This window comes from Pseudomonas sp. NFPP25 (assembly GCF_900116505.1).
Lineage (GTDB): Bacteria > Pseudomonadota > Gammaproteobacteria > Pseudomonadales > Pseudomonadaceae > Aquipseudomonas > Aquipseudomonas protegens.
In genome coordinates this window covers 126,629-143,779 of the sequence record NZ_FPBG01000002.1, presented here as the reverse complement: position 1 = coordinate 143,779, position 17,151 = coordinate 126,629, and the positions used below count along the sequence as shown (strand labels likewise).

Below are 17,151 nucleotides of genomic sequence, written 5' to 3'. Positions count from 1 at the left end.
ATGCGGATATTGATGTTAAGTCAGTACTTCTATCCTGAAAGTTTCATCATAAATGACATCGTCTCAAACTTGGTAAAACAAGGTCATGAAGTAACTGTTGCTACAGGCAAGCCTAACTACCCGGAAGGTAGGGTTTTTAACGGTTATACTGCAGGAGGCGTACAGCGTGAGCGATTCCAGAACACCGTCGAGGTAGTACGGGTACCTCTATGGCCACGCGGCCTCGGCGGGGCCAGAAATCTCGTACTCAACTATCTTTCGTTCATGCTCCTGGGATTGATATGTTTTCCTTGGTTGCTGCGCAAGCGCCAATTCGACGCCATCTTGGTCTTTGCTCCCTCTCCTATCACTCAGGTGGTTCCGGCGATTCTGCTCAAGTGGATCAAAGGTGCAAAGCTGGCTCTGTGGGTACAGGATTTGTGGCCCGAAAGCCTTTCTGCGACAGGCTTTGTCAAAAATCGCCACGTGCTCAAAGCAGTCGGCTGTATGGTAAAGGCGATCTATAGCTGTTGCGATATTCTGCTGGTTCAATCAAAAGCTTTTGTCAATCCAGTAGCGCAATACGCCGCCAGAAAAAAGATTATTTATTACCCAAACTCTTTCGACGCTAAGACTACTTCTGCAACCGCGATCCCCGACTCGCTCAGTCATCTGCTCGATCAGCATTTTTGTGTGGTCTTTGCCGGTAACCTTGGCACCGCGCAGTCTCTGGACACCCTGCTGCAAACAGCATTGGAGTTACGTAGCGACTCATCGATTCGCCTGGTATTGATCGGCAGCGGTAGCCGATTGGAGTGGCTTGAGAACCAAAAGAAACTTTACGGCCTGGACAATCTGATCTTGCCTGGTCGCTTTTCAATGGAGAGCATGCCGCAGATTTTCGAGCGAGCCTCTGCTTTGTTGGTTTCGCTTACAGATGAGCCCATTTTTGCCCAGACAATCCCGAGTAAAATTCAGGCCTATTTGGCAGCAGGGCGCCCGATCATAGCCAGCATCAACGGTGAAGGTGCCAGGATCGTACTTGAGGCCGAAGCCGGCTATACGTCCGCTGCTGAAGAGGTGCAACCTCTGGTAGCGAACATACGTCGCCTGAAGGCGCTGGACATAAGTGAGCGAGAGGCCATGGGACGCGCAGGCCGAGCATATTTTGACGAACACTTCGACATGAACCGACAGGTTTCCGTGTTGGTAGATCTGCTCGAAAACGACTCAAAAAGTAAGGTTGGTTGAAATGAAAGTATTAGTTCTTGGCGTCACGGGTATGCTCGGACAAGCAGTTTTTCGCGTATTCAGCAGTGATACCGGGCATGACACGTGGGGCACGCTGCGCAGCCCATCAGCCCTTCGGTACTTCTCCGAAACCTATCACTCACACTTGATCACAGGGGTCGATGTCCTGGATCAGGACGCTCTGGCCACAGTACTGGCGAAGGTTCGCCCGGATGTGGTGATTAACTGCGTCGGTTTGATCAAGCAACTGGCCGATGCCAATGATCCTCTGACAGCACTGCCCATCAACGCCATGCTGCCTCATCGCCTTGCACGCTTGTGCGCCCTAGCGCACGCGCGACTGATCCACGTGAGTACCGACTGCGTGTTCTCTGGAAACAAAGGCGGCTACTTGGAATCGGATATCTCTGACGCCGAGGATCTGTACGGCAAGTCGAAGTACATCGGCGAGCTTCATGATGAGCCTCATGCGATCACTCTGCGCACCTCGATCATCGGCCATGAGTTAGGATCAAGCAACGCTCTGGTTGACTGGTTCCTGTCTCAGCAAGGCTGCGTCAAGGGGTTCTCCAAAGCCATATTCTCCGGCCTGCCCACAGTAGAGTTGGCGCGGGTGATGAAAGACTACGTTCTGCCCCATCCGCAGCTCCGTGGGTTGTATCATGTTGCCGCAGCACCGGTTAACAAGTTGGACTTGTTACGAATGGTCGCCAACGAATATGGCCATGAGATAGAAATCCAACCTGATGATGCGTTAGTGATCGACCGCTCACTCAACGGTGAACGTTTCCGTGAGGCTACCGGGTATATTGCTGCCTCTTGGCCAGAGCTTATCAAAAGTATGCACGCCAATCGCTAAGGCGATTGGAAGGGTGGCTCCCTGCCGGGGAGTTGACCAATATTTTTCCTGACCCGTTGCTGGGCTTACACGATTTGGAAGGTTTTATGTTCAACGACAAGGTATTGATGATCACCGGTGGCACCGGCTCATTTGGTCATACGGTGTTGCGACGTTTCCTCAATACCGACGTGCGCGAAATACGTATTTTTTCCCGTGACGAGAAGAAGCAGGAAGACATGCGGATCGCCTTGGCGAACGACAAAGTCAAGTTCTACATTGGCGACGTACGTGATCCGGACAGCCTGAGGCAGGCCATGGTTGGCGTTGACTATGTCTTCCATGCAGCAGCGCTCAAGCAAGTACCATCCTGCGAGTTTTATCCTATGGAGGCGGTGCGTACAAACGTACAGGGCACTGAAAACGTACTTAATGCCGCAATTGCCTGTGGAGTAAAACGGGTGGTGGTATTGAGTACCGATAAGGCGGTGTATCCAATCAATGCCATGGGTATCTCCAAAGCCATGGCAGAGAAACTCATGGTAGCCAAGTCGAGAATGATCCCGGAAGGCGGTACCGTGATCTGCGCGACACGCTACGGCAATGTCATGGCTTCCCGTGGCTCAGTTATTCCGCTATTCGTAGAGCAACTCCGAAAGGGCGAGCCACTGACAGTGACAGATCCCCAGATGACCCGATTCCTTATGTCTCTGGAAGACTCAGTGGATCTGGTACTGCATGCTTTTGAACATGGGCAACAAGGTGATCTGTTCGTGCAGAAGGCGCCTGCTTCTACCGTTGGTGATCTGGCACAAGCCCTGAAAGAGTTGTTCTCCCTCGACAGCCCTGTCCGGGTGATTGGTACTCGCCATGGCGAAAAACTCTATGAATCACTGGTATCGCGTGAGGAAATGGCCAAAGCCGAGGATATGGGCCGCTACTATCGGGTTCCCGCAGACAATCGTGACCTGAACTACAAGAAGTATTTCGTAGAGGGTGAGGAGAAGATTTCCGAACTGGACGACTACACCTCGCACAATACAGAACGTCTGGACATTTCCGGCATCAAGCATCTGCTGCTCAAACTCGACTACATCCAGGAGCAGCTCAATGCTTAAGGTCATGACCCTGGTCGGAACCCGACCTGAACTGATCAAGATGAGCCGAGTGATTGCCGAGCTGGATAAGCAGGTCGATCACATACTGGTGCATTCGGGGCAAAACTACGATTACGAACTGAACCAGGTTTTCTTCGATGACCTGGAGATTCGTAAACCCGACCATTTCCTTGGCGCTGCCGGTGAAACAGCAGCACAAACCATTGCCGAAGTTATCGCCAAGGCCGACCAGGTGTTTGAACTCGAACAACCTGATGCCCTATTGCTGTATGGCGACACCAATACCTGCCTTGCGGTGATTGCAGCCAAACGGCGCAAAATTCCGGTATTCCACATGGAAGCCGGTAACCGCTGCTTTGATCAGCGAGTACCTGAAGAACTGAACCGCAAGGTGCTGGACCACTTGTCCGACATCAATATGGTGCTGACCGAACATGCCCGGCGCTATCTGATCGCCGAAGGCATACGTCCGGAGACCATCATCAAGACTGGTTCACACATGCAGGAAGTCCTGGACTATTACATGCCCAAGATCCTGAAGTCCGATGTGCTTGAGCGCAGTGGCCTAGAAGTCGGGAAGTTCTTCATTGTCAGCACACATCGCGAAGAGAACGTCGATACCCCCGACAATCTTCGCGATCTACTGGCAAGCCTGCGGGCTCTGGCCGACGAGTACGGCTACCCGCTGATCGTTTCCACACACCCGCGTACCCGTAAACGCCTGGAAGCATTGGGTGAATCACTGGATCATCCGCTGATCCGCTTCGTCAAACCCTTCGGACTACTGGACTACATCAAATTGCAGATGTCGGCGTTCTGCGTCCTGTCAGACAGTGGCACCATCACCGAAGAAGCTTCGCTGCTCAATCTTCCCGCAGTAACTTTACGCAATGCCCACGAACGCCCAGAAGGGATGGACGAAGGCACCTTGATCATGAGCGGGCTGGATAAATCTTCGATACTCGCTGCTGTAAAGGTCATCACCGCTCAGCACAATGGGCAACAACGGGTAATTCCGCTTGTCCCCGACTACCAAGGTGGACCGGTATCGCTACAAGTCGTTCGAGTTGTGCTCAGCTATACCGACTACATCAATCGTACGGTCTGGCGTAAAACCTAAGCCTGCATCTTGCAGGTAATAGCCTGAAGGCCCAGCTGGTGATGCCTACTTGTTAGCACATCAACCACCGGGCCTTCAGTACATTCAAAACGCCAGCTGCAACGTCTCCTCGCCTTCCAGTGCCAACAGGAACTGCTTGGCCTCAAGACCGCCGGCGAAACCGGTGAGGCTGCCCGAGGCGCCGATCACCCGGTGGCAGGGGGCGACGATCGAGATCGGATTACGCCCATTGGCCGCCCCTACCGCACGCACTGCAGTGGGATTGCCGATCTGTCGGGCGATCTGGCTGTAACTGCGGGTCTCGCCGAAAGGAATGGTCAGCAGGGCTTGCCAGACCTGGCGCTGGAACTCGGTGCCGACAAAGTCCAGCTCAAGCTCGAAACGCTCGCGGGTACCGGCAAAGTATTCGCGCAACTGGCGCTCGGTCTCCAGCAACAGCGGATGCTCCGCGGCTTCCTGCAGCGGGCCCAGGCGCACCCGGTTCTGCCGCTCGTGCTCCCACAGAATCGCCGCCAGCTTCGCTCCCCGGGCGACCAGGGTCAGTTGGCCAACCGGGGACGCCATTTTCTTGAATACGCAGGACATCGCAGTTCTCCTTCAATCCGCCAGGGAAATCAGGCCGGCAACCCTGGGGTTCGCCGCCTTCATCTCAGTACGCCTGCACTGTAGAACGAGATTTCAGCGCAAGAACCTCGTTTCTTGCGCTGGAACTCGAAGGCGGATCATTCTGGGCGCTGCCAGGCGGCGAGGCTAGTCGTCTTCGTCCACCAGGTAGCAATTGTCGCTGCTGCTAAGCCGGCCATGGGGGTCGACGATAAAGGCCCCCCGCCCCTGACCACACTCCAGCAAGTGCACCGGCGACAGCTCGCGCTGGCGGTCGATCTGGGCGTTGAAGCGCACGATATAGGCACCCAGGGAAATGGATACACACAGGATCAGCATCAGACACAGCACCAACTGGTCGGTGTAGCCGGCGCCGCTATCGTCAGACGATACCCGCGACATGCTCGGCCTCCGCCCGTTGCAGGTCATGCCCCAGCAGGAACAAGCTCAAGGGGCCGCCGTCCCCAAGGCGCACCATGGGTGCCCCGGACGGCAGGACGCAAGCCATCAGGCCGAGAAGAATCAACACCAGCAGGATGCCTTTGAGCACTGAAGACAGGTTCATGGCTGTGCCGCGCTCTGCAGTTAAGAAGAGCCTGAGCTTAGAGAGCGCCGGGTTAACAGCGGGTAAACATCAATGGAAAAGCCTCGGCTTCCGCTATCCTTCGGGCCATCGAGTGCCAAGGGTCCAAGGGGACGTTTCCGTGCATATTCACCTGCTGCTGGTCGAGGACAACCTCGACCTGGCCAATACCGTCATCGAGTACCTGGAAATCGGCGGCATCGTCTGCGACCACGCCAGCAACGGCCAGACCGGCCTTAACCTGGCCCTGAGCCAGCATTACGACGTGATCCTCCTGGACATCATGCTGCCGCGGCTGGACGGCCAGCAGCTGTGCGAACAACTGCGCCAACACGGCAGCCAGACTCCCATCCTCATGCTCACCTCGCTGGATGCCCTGTCGGACAAGCTCGCCAGCTTTGCCGCCGGTGCCGACGATTATCTGGTCAAGCCCTTCGAACTGGCCGAGCTGGTGGCCAGGATCCGCGCCCTGAGCCTGCGCCGCAGCGGCCAGGCCAGCCGCCTGCAGGTGGCCGACCTGGTGATGGAGCTGACCACCCGCAAGGTCAGCCGCGCCGGCCAGGAACTGCACCTGTCGCCCATCTGCTGGACCCTGCTGGAATGCCTGATGCGCGCCAGCCCCGAACCTGTCACCCGGGAACGCCTGGAGGCGACGATCTGGGGCGACGAGCCGCCCGACAGCAACACCCTCAAGGTGCATATGCACCGGCTGCGCAAGACTGTGGACAAGTCCTTCGACCAGCCCCTGATCCACACCCTTCCCGGTATTGGCATACAGCTGAGGTCACATGCGTAACGGCCTGAGTTTGAAATGGGTGATCAGCGGCAGCTTCCTGCTGCTGATTGCCGTGGTACTGCTGATCTACAGTCTGCTGCTGCCGGAATACAGCGTCCGCGGCCTGCTCTACACCGCCAGCGCGATGATGGAGGAAGAAGCCCAGTACTTCGCCAGGCACTACAACAAGGACCCCACGACCCCGCCGCCGCACAACTATTTCTATACCAGCGTCATCGGCAAGGAGGCGCTGCCCGAGAAGGTCCGCCAATTGCTGGACACGCCCCCGAGCCTGTCCTTCGGTGCAGTCCAGGTCTTTGGCGACCTGGATTCCGATGACGACGATGAAGGCCGGGCGATCCTTGCCCAACCCCTGGCGGACGGCAAGACCCTGTACATGTACGACGTCGACCATGACCAAGAAGAAGGCGGCGAAGTCGAGACGCCACTGTCCGATGCCTACCTGGACCGTGAACTGCACGGGGTGATTTTCATCAGCCTGGCGGTGTTCATACCGGCGCTGATCATCATTGCCCTGCTGGTCTGGTGGCTGGTGCGGCCCCTGGGCCGCCTGTCCCAGTGGTCCAGTACCCTCAAGGACCCCGACACGGTGGCCGGCGAACGGCCCAATTTCAGCTTCAAGGAATTCAATATGCTGGCCGACGCCCTGGCCCAGAGCATCCAACAGGTCCAGGCAGCCAGCCTGCGTGAAGGTCGGCTGCTACGCTACACCAGCCATGAACTGCGTACCCCGCTGGCAGTGCTCAAGGCCAATATCGAGCTGCTGACCCTGCAATCCGGCGGCGCCCTGCCGCCGCCCCTGCAACGTATCGAACGCTCGGTGCTGAACATGCAGCGCATCGCCGAGACCTTGCTGTGGATGAGCCGCGAGCTGCCCGAAGCCCTGCCCGAGGAGCCCATCGACATGAGCGGGCTGGTCAACGAGCTGATCCAGGAGCAGCGCTACCTGATCGGGACACGGGATATCGAACTGACCCTGGACATCAGCACCACGCCCTGCCGCCTGCCCCTGACCGCCTGCCGAATCGTGGTCGGCAACTTCCTGCGCAATGCCCTGCAATATGCCGATGACGGCACCATCGAGATCCACTTCGACTACCCGCGCCTGCGCATTCTCAACCGCATCCGCGAAGCCAAGCAGATCGAGCCTTCCAGCGACTACGGCTACGGCCTGGGCCTGGAACTGATGCGCCAGTTGTGTGCCCGCCTGGGCTGGCGCATCGACGTGCTGGTGGAGGAGCAACGCTTCAGCGTCACCCTGGACTTCGACGCCAGCCCGACCGAGGAAGCCCCGCCCGCCGATCCCGGCGAGGAGAGTGCCTGAAGCCAAGCGAGGAAAAATGTGCTCGCAAGCGATGAAAAAACTGCCTTGACCATGCCCTCCCTCCCGGCACTTGTGAGTATCGTTGCGGGACAAAAAAACACGCCGGGGGGTGCCTTGCCGGTGCGTAACTTGCTTGTATCAAGCGCACTGCATGCGCGGTGATGCATGCAGGTCCCGGGTCACCCTGACCCGGCCGCCCTTCCCCCGTGCCCGGGCAAAGAACGAGGTTCGCTGTGGCTGCCTACAATCTGCGTCAACTGAAGTACTTCATCACCACCGTCGAGTGCGGCAGCGTCGCCGAGGCATCACGCAAGCTGTACATCGCCCAGCCGTCGATATCCACCGCCATCAAGGGCCTGGAGGACAGCTTCGGCGTGCAATTGCTGATTCGTCACCATGCTCTCGGCGTCTCCCTGACCCCCAGCGGGGCACGTTTCTACCGCAAGGCCCAGGAGCTGCTGCGCATGGCCAAGGAGTTCGAGCAGAACGCCCTGGCAGACAACGACGTGGTCGCCGGACAGATCGACATCGGCTGCTTCGAAACCGTGGCACCGTTGTACCTGCCACAACTGATCGCCGGCTTCAGCGCGCTCTATCCCGGGGTGGAAATCCGCATCCGTGATGGCGAGCAGCAGGAACTGGTACAGGGCCTGACCGGTGGCGCGTTCGATCTGGCGATCCTCTATGAGCATGACCTGGACGGCACCATCGAAACCGAGCCACTGATGCCGCCGCAACGGCCTTACGCCTTGCTGCCGGCCGGCCATCGCTACGCCAAGCAGCCCCAGGTATCGCTGCGCGACCTGTGCCTGGAGCCGATGATCCTGCTGGACGTGCAACCGAGCCGCACCTATTTCGTCAGCCTGTTCGAAGAACTGGGGCTGACGCCGCAGATTGCCTTCAGCTCACCGTCCATCGAGATGGTGCGCGGGATGGTCGGCCAGGGCTTCGGTTTCTCGATCCTGGTCACCCGCCCCCACTCGCCTTTTTCCTACGATGGCAAGCCGGTGGTGTGTGTCGACATTGTCGAGGACGTCACAGGTTCAGGCCTGGTGGCCGCCTGGCTCAAACGTGGCCAACTGACCAAGCCGGCGCGGTTGTTCGCCGACTACTGCAAGGAGCACCTGGCCCGCTAGCCCCGGCAGCCAGTGGCGCAGCGCCTACCCCAGCAACCCCAGCTCCTGGGCCCGGGCCACGGCCTGGGTCCGGCGCTCTACCCCCAGCTTGCTGTTGATATGGCTGGCATGGGTCTTCACCGTATGCAGCGAGATGAACAGGCGCTCGCTGATTTCCTGATTGGAGCAGCCCTGGGCGATCAACTGCAACACTGAAAGCTCTCGGGAGCTCAAGGACTCGTTATGGGCTGCGATCTCCTGAGGCTCACGCGATGCTGCCGGCAACCGCTCCAGCAATGCCTGGGTCAGCGCTGTCGATACGCCCTGCTGCAACTGCTCACGCATCCAGCCGGGATGGCCATGGAGCAATGCCATGAACGGCTGCATCGCGCCTCCAACCCCGGCCTCCAGAGCCTGGGCCAGGTCCTGGCGGGCCTGCGGACCGCGACCGGCCGCCAGCAACAGTGCGGCTTTCTGGGTCAGGGCCATCACGCTCAGCAACTGCCGGCCGCTTTGCTGGCCATGTTCGACCAACCGATTCAAGCGCTGCTCCGCCCGGCCCAGATCGCCCTTGATGCTTTCAAGCTGGGCTTGCTGCAATTCGATGTGCAACGGCAGTTGCGGGTGGAACTCCGGTGGCGCCGCCGCCTGTTCGCCGGTGTAGGTCTGGCCCAGGCGGGCCAGCCAGGCTTCGGCCAGATCGGTACGCCCCTGGGCCAGCCACAGCTCGCATTTCACCAGGGTGATCATTGCCAGGTAATAGATCGGTGGCACGTCCCAGATGTGCATCAAGCGCTCGGCTTCCGCCAGCTCGGCGAAGGCTCGGGAGAACTCGCCACCCAGGCCTTCCTGCTTGGCGATCACGCAGTGACCGATCAGCACGCTGATATCGCGACAGGCCCGGGCCTCCACCAGGCCGGCCTGCAAGCGCAACAGGCCGGCCTCGGGCTGGGCGCGCAGGGTCAGCAGATAACCGTCATACAGGGTCAGCCGGGCCCGCACCGCATACAACCGCTGGGCCGACAGGCCCTGCAGGCGCCGCAGCCCCTGGTGTACCTCCTCCTGCGCCCGCAGCACTTCGCCGCGGGCCTGCAGGACCCGGGCACGGTCGTAGTGGGCCAGGGCTTCGAACAACGGATTGCCGACCCGTTGCGCCAGCTCCAGGGATTCGCGATTGAGGCTGCGGGCCCGCCACAGATCGGCATCGGTAATGGCCAGGTTGGACAAGGTCGACAGGCACATCAGGCGCTGCCCATAACGTTTGGGCGGCAGGCTTTCCAGGGCCTCGCTGCAATAGGCCAGGGTGTTTTCCCGCTGGCCGCGGCCACGGGCGATGATTCCGCTCAGGGCCAGCCATTGCGCCAACATCGACTTCTGCGCCGTGGCCGAAGGGGCCGGCAGGAAACGACTCAGGTGATTGGCCAGTTCCTCCGCCGCATCCAGCTGGCAGGCCAGGCCCAGGGCCCAGCTGTAGAGCACGATCAGCCGCGGCGTGCTGATCAGCAGGCTGTCGGGCAGGTCCATCTTCCAGCGCAGCAGCATGCCGACGTTCTGTTCCGCCAGCAGTTGCTCTTCGGACAGGTTCTGCACCAGGTTGGCCGCCACGTCCAGGTGCCCGGCGCGCAGCGCTTGCTCCACCGCTTCGTCGAGCAGCCCCTGGGCGTTGAACCAGCGACAGGCGCGCAGGTGCAGGCTGGCCGCTGGCACCAGGGCATTGGCCGTGGGCCGGCTGCGCAGCAGGTCGGAAAACAGGTGGTGATAACGATACCAATGGCCGTGTTCATCCAGGGGCACCAGGAATACCTGGTGAGCCTGGAGGAAACCCAGGATCTCGGCGCTGTCATGGGCTTCGCGCAGGGCATCGCACAGCTCGGCGCAAAACCGCTCTTGGGGCGCCGTGTCATACAGGAATGACTGCACTTCGGCGGGCAGGCAGTCGATGACCTCTTCCAACAGGTAGTCGCGGATCAGTCCTTCCCCGCCATGCAGGCCCTGGGGTAGCGCGCCCCCGGCTCCCGCCTCGGACGCCGCCAGCAGCCAGAAACGCAGCCCGGCCACCCAGCCTTCGCTGCGCTGAATCAGGTTTTCCAGGGCTTCGCCGCGCAGCGAACTGCTGTGCCGGTCGAGCAGGCTCAGGGACTCGTCGTGGGTCAGGCGCAAATCCTGCTCGTGCAGCTCCAGCAGTTGCCGGGACAACCGCAGCCGCGCCAGGTGCCAGTCCGGACGTTGGCGGCTAGTGACCAGCACCAGCAAGCCATCGGGCAGGTGATTGAGAAAAAACTGCAGGCAACGATCGAGGACCGGCCCCTGGGCCAGGTGATAGTCGTCCAGCACCAGCAATAACGGACTGGCACCGGTCAATTGCACCGCCAGCTCATCCAGCAGGCCGTCCAGCCACTCTTCAAAGGCGAAGGGCTGGTGGCGCTGACGCATTTTCAACAGGCCCAGGGACTGCCGTCCCAATTGGGGAAAGTACTGCTGCAGACCGGCCAACAGACGCTCGAGGAAACGCCCGGGATCGCTGTCCCGGCGGCTCAACCCCAGCCACAGGCTCTGCCAGTTATCCGGTAGGCCCTGGCAAAACTCCACGGCCAGCGAGCTCTTGCCAAACCCGGCAGGCGCACAGACCAGCAGCAATCGCCCCTTCAACCCGGCGCCCAGGCGCTCGCAAAGACGCGGCCGCTGCACGTATCCATCGGGCAGGGGGGGTCGATAAAAACGCCCCTCCAGAGCGGGGATCACCGCGCTGGTAGGCCGTTGCAGGGGGGACAGGTCAGTCATGGCCAACTCTTATTGATGTACGGTTGTCGGCGTAGCAGATGTCCGCAGACTAGCGGTAAAAGGCCACCTGTTGAAGATTTTTGCGACCATTCGGGCGAAAAAGACTATGAGCAAATTGGTCAGATAACTCTGAATGATTGAAGGATATTTCGTTTATTTATTGATTAAGTGGCTAATTAGCTTAGAGAAAGCCGTCTGTACCCCGATGGATTCCAAGGCCGGGCCTCAGGCAAAAAAAAGCCCCGAACCAGGTCGGGGCTTTTTCCGAGGATGCGGCCTCTATTTGCAGCGGCTCAGCGAACCCCGTCCTGACGCAGGGCGGCTGGGGTGAAATCGCTGGTGGTGGCGGTGAAACCGAAGTCGTAGGCCTGTTTCTCTTCGTTCTTCATGCCCAGGGCCAGGTAACGGCCGGACTGCAGGTCGTAGAGGGTTTCCAGGGCGTACCACGGCACTTGCTTGTCGTAGTAGTTCTCGGCGTGAGCCTCGGCCACGCGCCACAGCTGGCCACGACCGTCGTAGTGGTCGATCACCGCGGCCTGCCAGGTGTCTTCGTCGATGTAGAAGTCACGCTTGGCGTAGATGTGGCGCTGGCCTTCCTTCAAGGTTGCCACCACATGCCAGACCCGGCGCAGTTCATAGCGAGCCAGGTCCTGGTTGATGTGGCCGGCCTTGATGATGTCGGCGTACTTCAGGGTCGGCGAGTCGAGCTTGTAGCTGTCGGAAGCGATGTACATCTCCTTCTTGCCTTCCAGCTTCCAGTCGTAGCGATCCGGCGCACCGTTGTACATGTCCAGGTTGTCGGAAGTACGCAGGCCGTCGGCAGCGGTACCCGGGCCGTCATAGGACACTTGCGGGGCGCGGCGTACGCGGCGCTGACCCGCGTTGTAGACCCAGGCCGAACGCGGCTCCTTCACTTGGTCGAGGGTTTCGTGCACCAGCAGCACGCCACCGGCCAGGCGCGCTGGCGCGGTCACTTTCTGCTTGAAGTAGAACAGGATGTTGCCAGGGTTTTTCGGATCGTAGTCCTTCATCTTGTCGCGGAACACGAACTGGTCCTGGAAGTACACCAGGCTGTAGGAGCCGTTGGCCTGTGGCGTGGCCTGGGTCACTAGGCGGGTCACACTGCCACCGCGATAGCGGGTGATGTGGTTCCAGATGACTTCCACGCCGCTTTTCGGGATCGGGAACGGAATCGCGGTTTCGAAGTTCTCCAGGCCGTTGCCGCCGGACACCAGGTTGGTGCTGGTAGCGTTGCGCTTGATCGCGGCGAACACGTCAGCCGGCACGGTGGCCCCGCGATGGGACGGGTAGACCGGCATCTTGAAGGTTTCCGGGTAGCGCTTGAACATCGCGTACTGCCCCGGCGCCAGCTTGTCCTTGTACTGCTCGACGTTCTGCGCGGTGATGGTGAACAGCGGCTGCTCGCTGCCGTAGGGGTTGGACAGGAAACCCTTGCTGTCCACGGTGCCAGCATTGGTCGCCAGTGGCTTCCAGGCCGGAATGGTGCCGGCGGCATTGCCGGCCATTTCCGCGCCCATCGGCGTCAGGCTGGTACCCAGCTTGGCGGCTTCATCGGCCGAGACCGCGGCCATGACCCCGGTGGCCAGCAGTGACAGTCCCAGCACACCGACGTGCAACAGACTCTTGGTGATTTTCATATTGTTGTTCTTCCTGAAAATGCAGTGTGCTTAGAAGTTCACGCCAACGCTCAAGGCGAGGAAGTCCCGGTCATCCACGGTGCTGTAGTCGCCACCGAAGAAGTTGGTGTAGGCCAGGCTCGCGGTGTAGGTGTTCTGGTACTCGGCATCCAGCCCCAGGCTGATGGCCTTGCGGCCTTCTTCGAAGTTGCCGCCAGGACCTGGCGAGTAACCCTTGACGTCATGGGACCAAGCCACGTTCGGCTTGAGGTTCACACCAGCGAACACATCCGGGTACTCCCAGATGGCACGGCCGCGGTAGCCCCAGGAGGTGGCGGTGGTGAAGCCATCGTTGTTGCAGTTGGCGCTCAGATTGCTGGCGTCTGCACCAGGACCTGCACCGGCAATGGTGGTGGAGTTAAGCGCACGACAGGTGTTTTGCCCGCCGGTGGCTGGCAAGGCGCCAGGACCAAACACCGGATCACGTCCATAGCGGACATCCGACTTGCTCTCAAGGCCACCGACGTGGGTAACCCCCACCTCACCCACCAGCGTCAGACGGCTGGCGCCCATGACCTGATCGAAGAAGTGCGTGAAGGTGGTCTGGAACTGAGTGACTTCCTTGCGGCGATAGCCGTGAAGGTCCTGCCCCGCTACACCTTCAAGCAGCGAGGCGTTGGCGAATGCCCCCTTCAGAGGTCGAACGGCGGAATAGAGAATATCGGTAGAGTTGAGTTGTACAGGCGCATTCGGCCGGTAGCTGATTTCACCGCTCCACGCCGTCCCCGTAGGCAGGGTGGTGGAGAAACTCAAGCCATACAGGCGAATGTCTTCTGGATACTCAACGAAGTACTTCGAATTACCGGCGATCCACACCGGCGCCAGAGAGCCAAAGCCAGGAGCGATGTTGTAAGCCGACTGTGGTGCCGCCGTGGCACTGAAGATCGGCGCTCGGCTGTGATAGTTCATGAAGTAGGCACCGAACTCGGTGTCCAGCGGCTCGAAGTTGTAGTGGAACGCCGCACCGAATTGGCCGCTGTCACGGGCATCTCGGTCGCCACTGCGACGCACCAGCGTGCCTTCTTCGTTGACGTCGACGCCACGAGCCTGCATCGCGGCCAGGGCCGCGCGCCCCGGCGCCGTGGCGGCGATGGTCGAACGCTTGGCGAGCAGACGCAGATTGTCGTCACAGCCATCGGAAATGTTGTCCGGCTGCGAGAAGAAGGTTCCGCAGTTATCGGTAACGGTCTGGTCCCACTCCAACTGGTAGAACGCTTCGGCCGACAGGTTCTCGGTCAGGTTCTGGGAGATGTAGAACATGTTGACCGGAATCAGACCTTCCTTGACCTCGGCACCAGGACGGCGGAACGCCGACACGTCGATCGGGTTGATCGAGTTGATACCGCCACCAATGAAGGTACTTTCGCCCCAACTCACCACCTGCTTACCGAAGCGCACCGAACCTGGCTCATCGGCAATGGAGTAGTTGTGATAGACGAAGGCATCGAGGATCTGACCGCCGGAAGACTTGGCGCCTTCCTTGCGGTTGTTGTCGCTGATGTTCTTGAAGTCCATGTCTTCGTCTTTGAGCTTGAAGTCATACCAGTACTTGCCACGGACAAACACACCGGTATCGCCGTACTTCAATTCCAGGTCATGGATACCCTTGAAGATCTTCGAGAAGGTCTGGCCCTTGTTGAAGTTCAAGTGGCCGTCATCGGTGGTCTGGGACAGGCCCTTGCCGCCGTTGTTGACCCCGATCAGGTCCTTGTTGCGCCCGGCGGTCGACCAGCTGGCCCCCACCGACAGGGACGAATCGAAGCTGCCTTCGATTTCACCGATGTTGAAGCTGACGCCGAATGCCGGCCCGGCGAGCGTGGAGGCGAGACCGACGGCCAGGGGCAGTTTCGCCCGGCGCCAGAACTGGTTTGCTGATGTCATCGACGCTACTCCATGTGCATTATTGTTATGGCAGTACGCTTTTCTGAAAACGCTTCGAATACCGGTTGAATGAACACTTGTCCCGGCTCCGAAGTTGCGTGGCGCGAGCCCCCCGCAATGCTCCGTCGTTCAGAAAAATCCGTGAACGGACTATATCCAGCAGGGATTACTGCTTGATCCCTCTAAAGTGTGATTTGCAGCCACCCACCGCACTGGAACAGCCCTTTGCCATAACCTTTGAAAAACGGCGCGGCAAGAATGACTGAAAAATCCGTGAGTACAAGGCAAAGGCTTGCCGGGTGGGCATGCCGTGCCCTGGCGGGCACGGCAGAGGACGCTCAGAGCGTGGAGAGGAAGGTGCTGTTGCTGGCCTGCCACTCGCTGATGTCGACGCGGATGCGCTTCTTGTCGAGCTTGCCAACGCTGGTCTTGGGAATTTCAGTAACAAGGGCGATCTGACTGGGAATCGCCCACTTGCTCAGGTGGCCCAGCTCGACGAAGGGCTTGAGGTGTTCCTTGAGCTCGCGGGCGCCAATCTCATGGCCCTCGCGGATGACCAGCAGGGCGAATGGGCGTTCGCCCCACTGCGGATCGGCAATGCCCACCACTGCTACTTCACGTACCGCTACGTGGCGGCTGATGAGGTCCTCCAGGTCCAGGGAGGAGATCCACTCGCCACCGGTCTTGATCACGTCCTTGATCCGGTCGCGGATGTCGATCACCCCCATGCTGTCCAGGGTTGCCACGTCACCGGTATGTAGCCAGCCGCCTTCCCAGAGCTCGGCGCCTTTTTGCGGCTCGTTGAAATAACCTTCGCTCAGCCAGGGCGCCCGCAGCACCAGCTCGCCCTGGGCCTCGCCGTCCGCCGGGAGGAAGTTGCCTTCGGCATCGATGATCGCCGCCTCCACCAGCGGCCCCGGTACTCCGGCCTTGATGCGGTAGGTGGTGCGCTCGTCCTCGCTGCCCGCCATCAGTTCATCGTTCAGGTGTGCACAGGACACCAGCGGTCCGGTTTCCGACATGCCGTAGGCAGCCGTCAGCTGGATGCCCTTGGCCTTGGCCGCCTCGTACAGCGCGCGGTTCAGCGCACTGCCGCCGATGACGATCTTCCAGCCGCCGAAATCGGTACCCTGGGCCGCCTTGGCATTGAGCACCATCTGCAAGATGGTCGGCACGCAGTGAGAGAAGGTGACCTTCTCCCGGCGCCACAGCTCCACCAGGTACTCCGGGTCGTAGCGCCCGGGATAGACCTGTTTGAGCCCGAGCATGGTGGCCACGTACGGCAAGCCCCAGGCGTGTACGTGGAACATCGGGGTGATGGGCATGTACACATCGTTGGTGCCCAGCAGGCGCACGCTGTCGATGGCCCCCATGATGGTGGACACCCCCAGGGTGTGCAGCACCAGCTGGCGGTGGGTGAAGTACACGCCCTTGGGGTTGCCGGTGGTGCCGGTGGTGTAGAAGGTGGTGGCCACCGAGTTCTCGTCGAAATCCTCGAACGCGTACTGGGGGCTGGCGGCGGCGAGCAAGGTCTCGTACTCGCCCACCAGGTTCGGCAGCTCGGCAGTTTTCTCCGGGGCATCGGTGAGCAGCAGGGTTTTCTCCACCGTGGTCAGGTGCCCGGCAATCGCCTGGTACAGGCCGACGAACTCGCTGTTGACCAGCACGAAGCGGTCCTCGGCATGGTTCATGGTGTAGAGAATCTGCTCCGGCGACAGACGCACGTTGATGGTGTGGATCACCGCACCGATCATCGGGATGGCAAACATGCACTCCAGGTAGCGATGGCTGTCCCAGTCCATGACCGCCACGGTGTCCCCCGCCTTGACCCCGGCCGCGGTCAGCACATTGGCCAGGCGCGCCACCCGCTCGATCAGGGTCGGATAGGTGTAGCGCAACTGGTCACGGTAGATGATCTCGCGGGTTTTTTCGTAGCGGGTGCCGGACATCAGCAAGCGCTTGATCAGAAGTGGGTATTGGTAGGCGCCTTCGGCGGGAGGAATAACGCGAGTCTGCAACATAAGAATCCCTTTTCTGACGGCTCGGTCGTGACTGGAGGATAACC

At 60.0% G+C, this 17,151-nt stretch carries 14 protein-coding genes; 7 read left to right on the top strand and 7 right to left on the bottom strand.

From position 1 onward, the window contains the following. The 4 genes from BM382_RS07605 (at position 1) to wecB (ending at position 4,306) form a co-directional block, all read left to right on the top strand. Positions 1-1,230 carry a glycosyltransferase family 4 protein gene (locus BM382_RS07605; protein WP_072442524.1) on the top strand — a complete coding sequence of 410 codons (1,230 nt, stop codon included), beginning with the start codon at positions 1-3 and terminating at the stop codon, positions 1,228-1,230. Between the two features lies 1 nt (position 1,231). Further along, positions 1,232-2,089, top strand: coding sequence for a dTDP-4-dehydrorhamnose reductase family protein (locus BM382_RS07600; protein ID WP_019096021.1), 858 nt, complete (start codon positions 1,232-1,234; stop codon positions 2,087-2,089). An 86-nt stretch (positions 2,090-2,175) separates the two neighbouring features. Next, positions 2,176-3,186, top strand: coding sequence for a nucleoside-diphosphate sugar epimerase/dehydratase (locus tag BM382_RS07595; protein WP_011063353.1), 1,011 nt, complete (start codon positions 2,176-2,178; stop codon positions 3,184-3,186). Beyond that, positions 3,179-4,306, top strand: a complete 1,128-nt coding sequence (gene wecB / locus BM382_RS07590) for a non-hydrolyzing UDP-N-acetylglucosamine 2-epimerase (protein ID WP_072442522.1) — start codon at positions 3,179-3,181, stop codon at positions 4,304-4,306. The genes BM382_RS07595 and wecB overlap by 8 nt, the downstream gene beginning before the upstream one ends. Before the next feature lie 84 nt (positions 4,307-4,390). Here the strand turns inward: wecB and BM382_RS07585 are convergent, their stop codons facing one another. The 3 genes from BM382_RS07585 to BM382_RS31565 all read right to left on the bottom strand — a co-directional run bounded on the left by BM382_RS07585 (position 4,391) and on the right by BM382_RS31565 (position 5,474). Continuing rightward, entirely contained in the window at positions 4,391-4,891 is a 501-nt protein-coding gene (locus tag BM382_RS07585) for a methylated-DNA--[protein]-cysteine S-methyltransferase (RefSeq protein WP_011063355.1), read from the bottom strand. A 165-nt stretch (positions 4,892-5,056) separates the two neighbouring features. Then, complete coding sequence (locus BM382_RS07580) at positions 5,057-5,311, bottom strand: hypothetical protein (RefSeq protein WP_011063356.1); 255 nt, start codon at positions 5,309-5,311, stop codon at positions 5,057-5,059. Beyond that, positions 5,292-5,474 carry a hypothetical protein gene (locus BM382_RS31565; protein WP_011063357.1) on the bottom strand — a complete coding sequence of 61 codons (183 nt, stop codon included), beginning with the start codon at positions 5,472-5,474 and terminating at the stop codon, positions 5,292-5,294. The genes BM382_RS07580 and BM382_RS31565 overlap by 20 nt, the downstream gene beginning before the upstream one ends. A 139-nt stretch (positions 5,475-5,613) precedes the next feature. On the opposite strand from BM382_RS31565, the gene BM382_RS07575 reads away from it, so the two are divergent. From BM382_RS07575 to BM382_RS07565, 3 genes are all read left to right on the top strand, one after another. Beyond that, complete coding sequence (locus tag BM382_RS07575; RefSeq protein ID WP_019093010.1) at positions 5,614-6,288, top strand: response regulator transcription factor; 675 nt, start codon at positions 5,614-5,616, stop codon at positions 6,286-6,288. Beyond that, the gene (locus BM382_RS07570; RefSeq protein ID WP_072442520.1) at positions 6,281-7,612 is read left to right on the top strand and encodes a sensor histidine kinase; all 1,332 of its coding nucleotides are present in this window, start codon (positions 6,281-6,283) and stop codon (positions 7,610-7,612) included. The genes BM382_RS07575 and BM382_RS07570 overlap by 8 nt, the downstream gene beginning before the upstream one ends. 233 nt (positions 7,613-7,845) lie before the next feature. Then, positions 7,846-8,748, top strand: a complete 903-nt coding sequence (locus tag BM382_RS07565; RefSeq protein WP_011063360.1) for a LysR family transcriptional regulator — start codon at positions 7,846-7,848, stop codon at positions 8,746-8,748. A 24-nt stretch (positions 8,749-8,772) separates the two neighbouring features. Here BM382_RS07565 and BM382_RS07560 read toward each other — a convergent pair whose 3' ends face one another. From BM382_RS07560 to BM382_RS07545, 4 genes are all read right to left on the bottom strand, one after another. Beyond that, entirely contained in the window at positions 8,773-11,508 is a 2,736-nt protein-coding gene (locus BM382_RS07560) for a winged helix-turn-helix domain-containing protein (RefSeq protein WP_072442518.1), read from the bottom strand. A 293-nt stretch (positions 11,509-11,801) separates the two neighbouring features. Beyond that, entirely contained in the window at positions 11,802-13,166 is a 1,365-nt protein-coding gene (locus BM382_RS07555; protein WP_011063362.1) for a DUF1329 domain-containing protein, read from the bottom strand. A gap of 30 nt (positions 13,167-13,196) precedes the next feature. Further along, positions 13,197-15,086: a DUF1302 domain-containing protein gene (locus BM382_RS07550; RefSeq protein ID WP_011063363.1), complete on the bottom strand. Its 1,890-nt coding sequence runs from the start codon at positions 15,084-15,086 to the stop codon at positions 13,197-13,199. 338 nt (positions 15,087-15,424) lie between these two features. After that, entirely contained in the window at positions 15,425-17,107 is a 1,683-nt protein-coding gene (locus tag BM382_RS07545) for a fatty acid--CoA ligase (RefSeq protein WP_019093006.1), read from the bottom strand. Positions 17,108-17,151 lie beyond the last annotated feature (44 nt).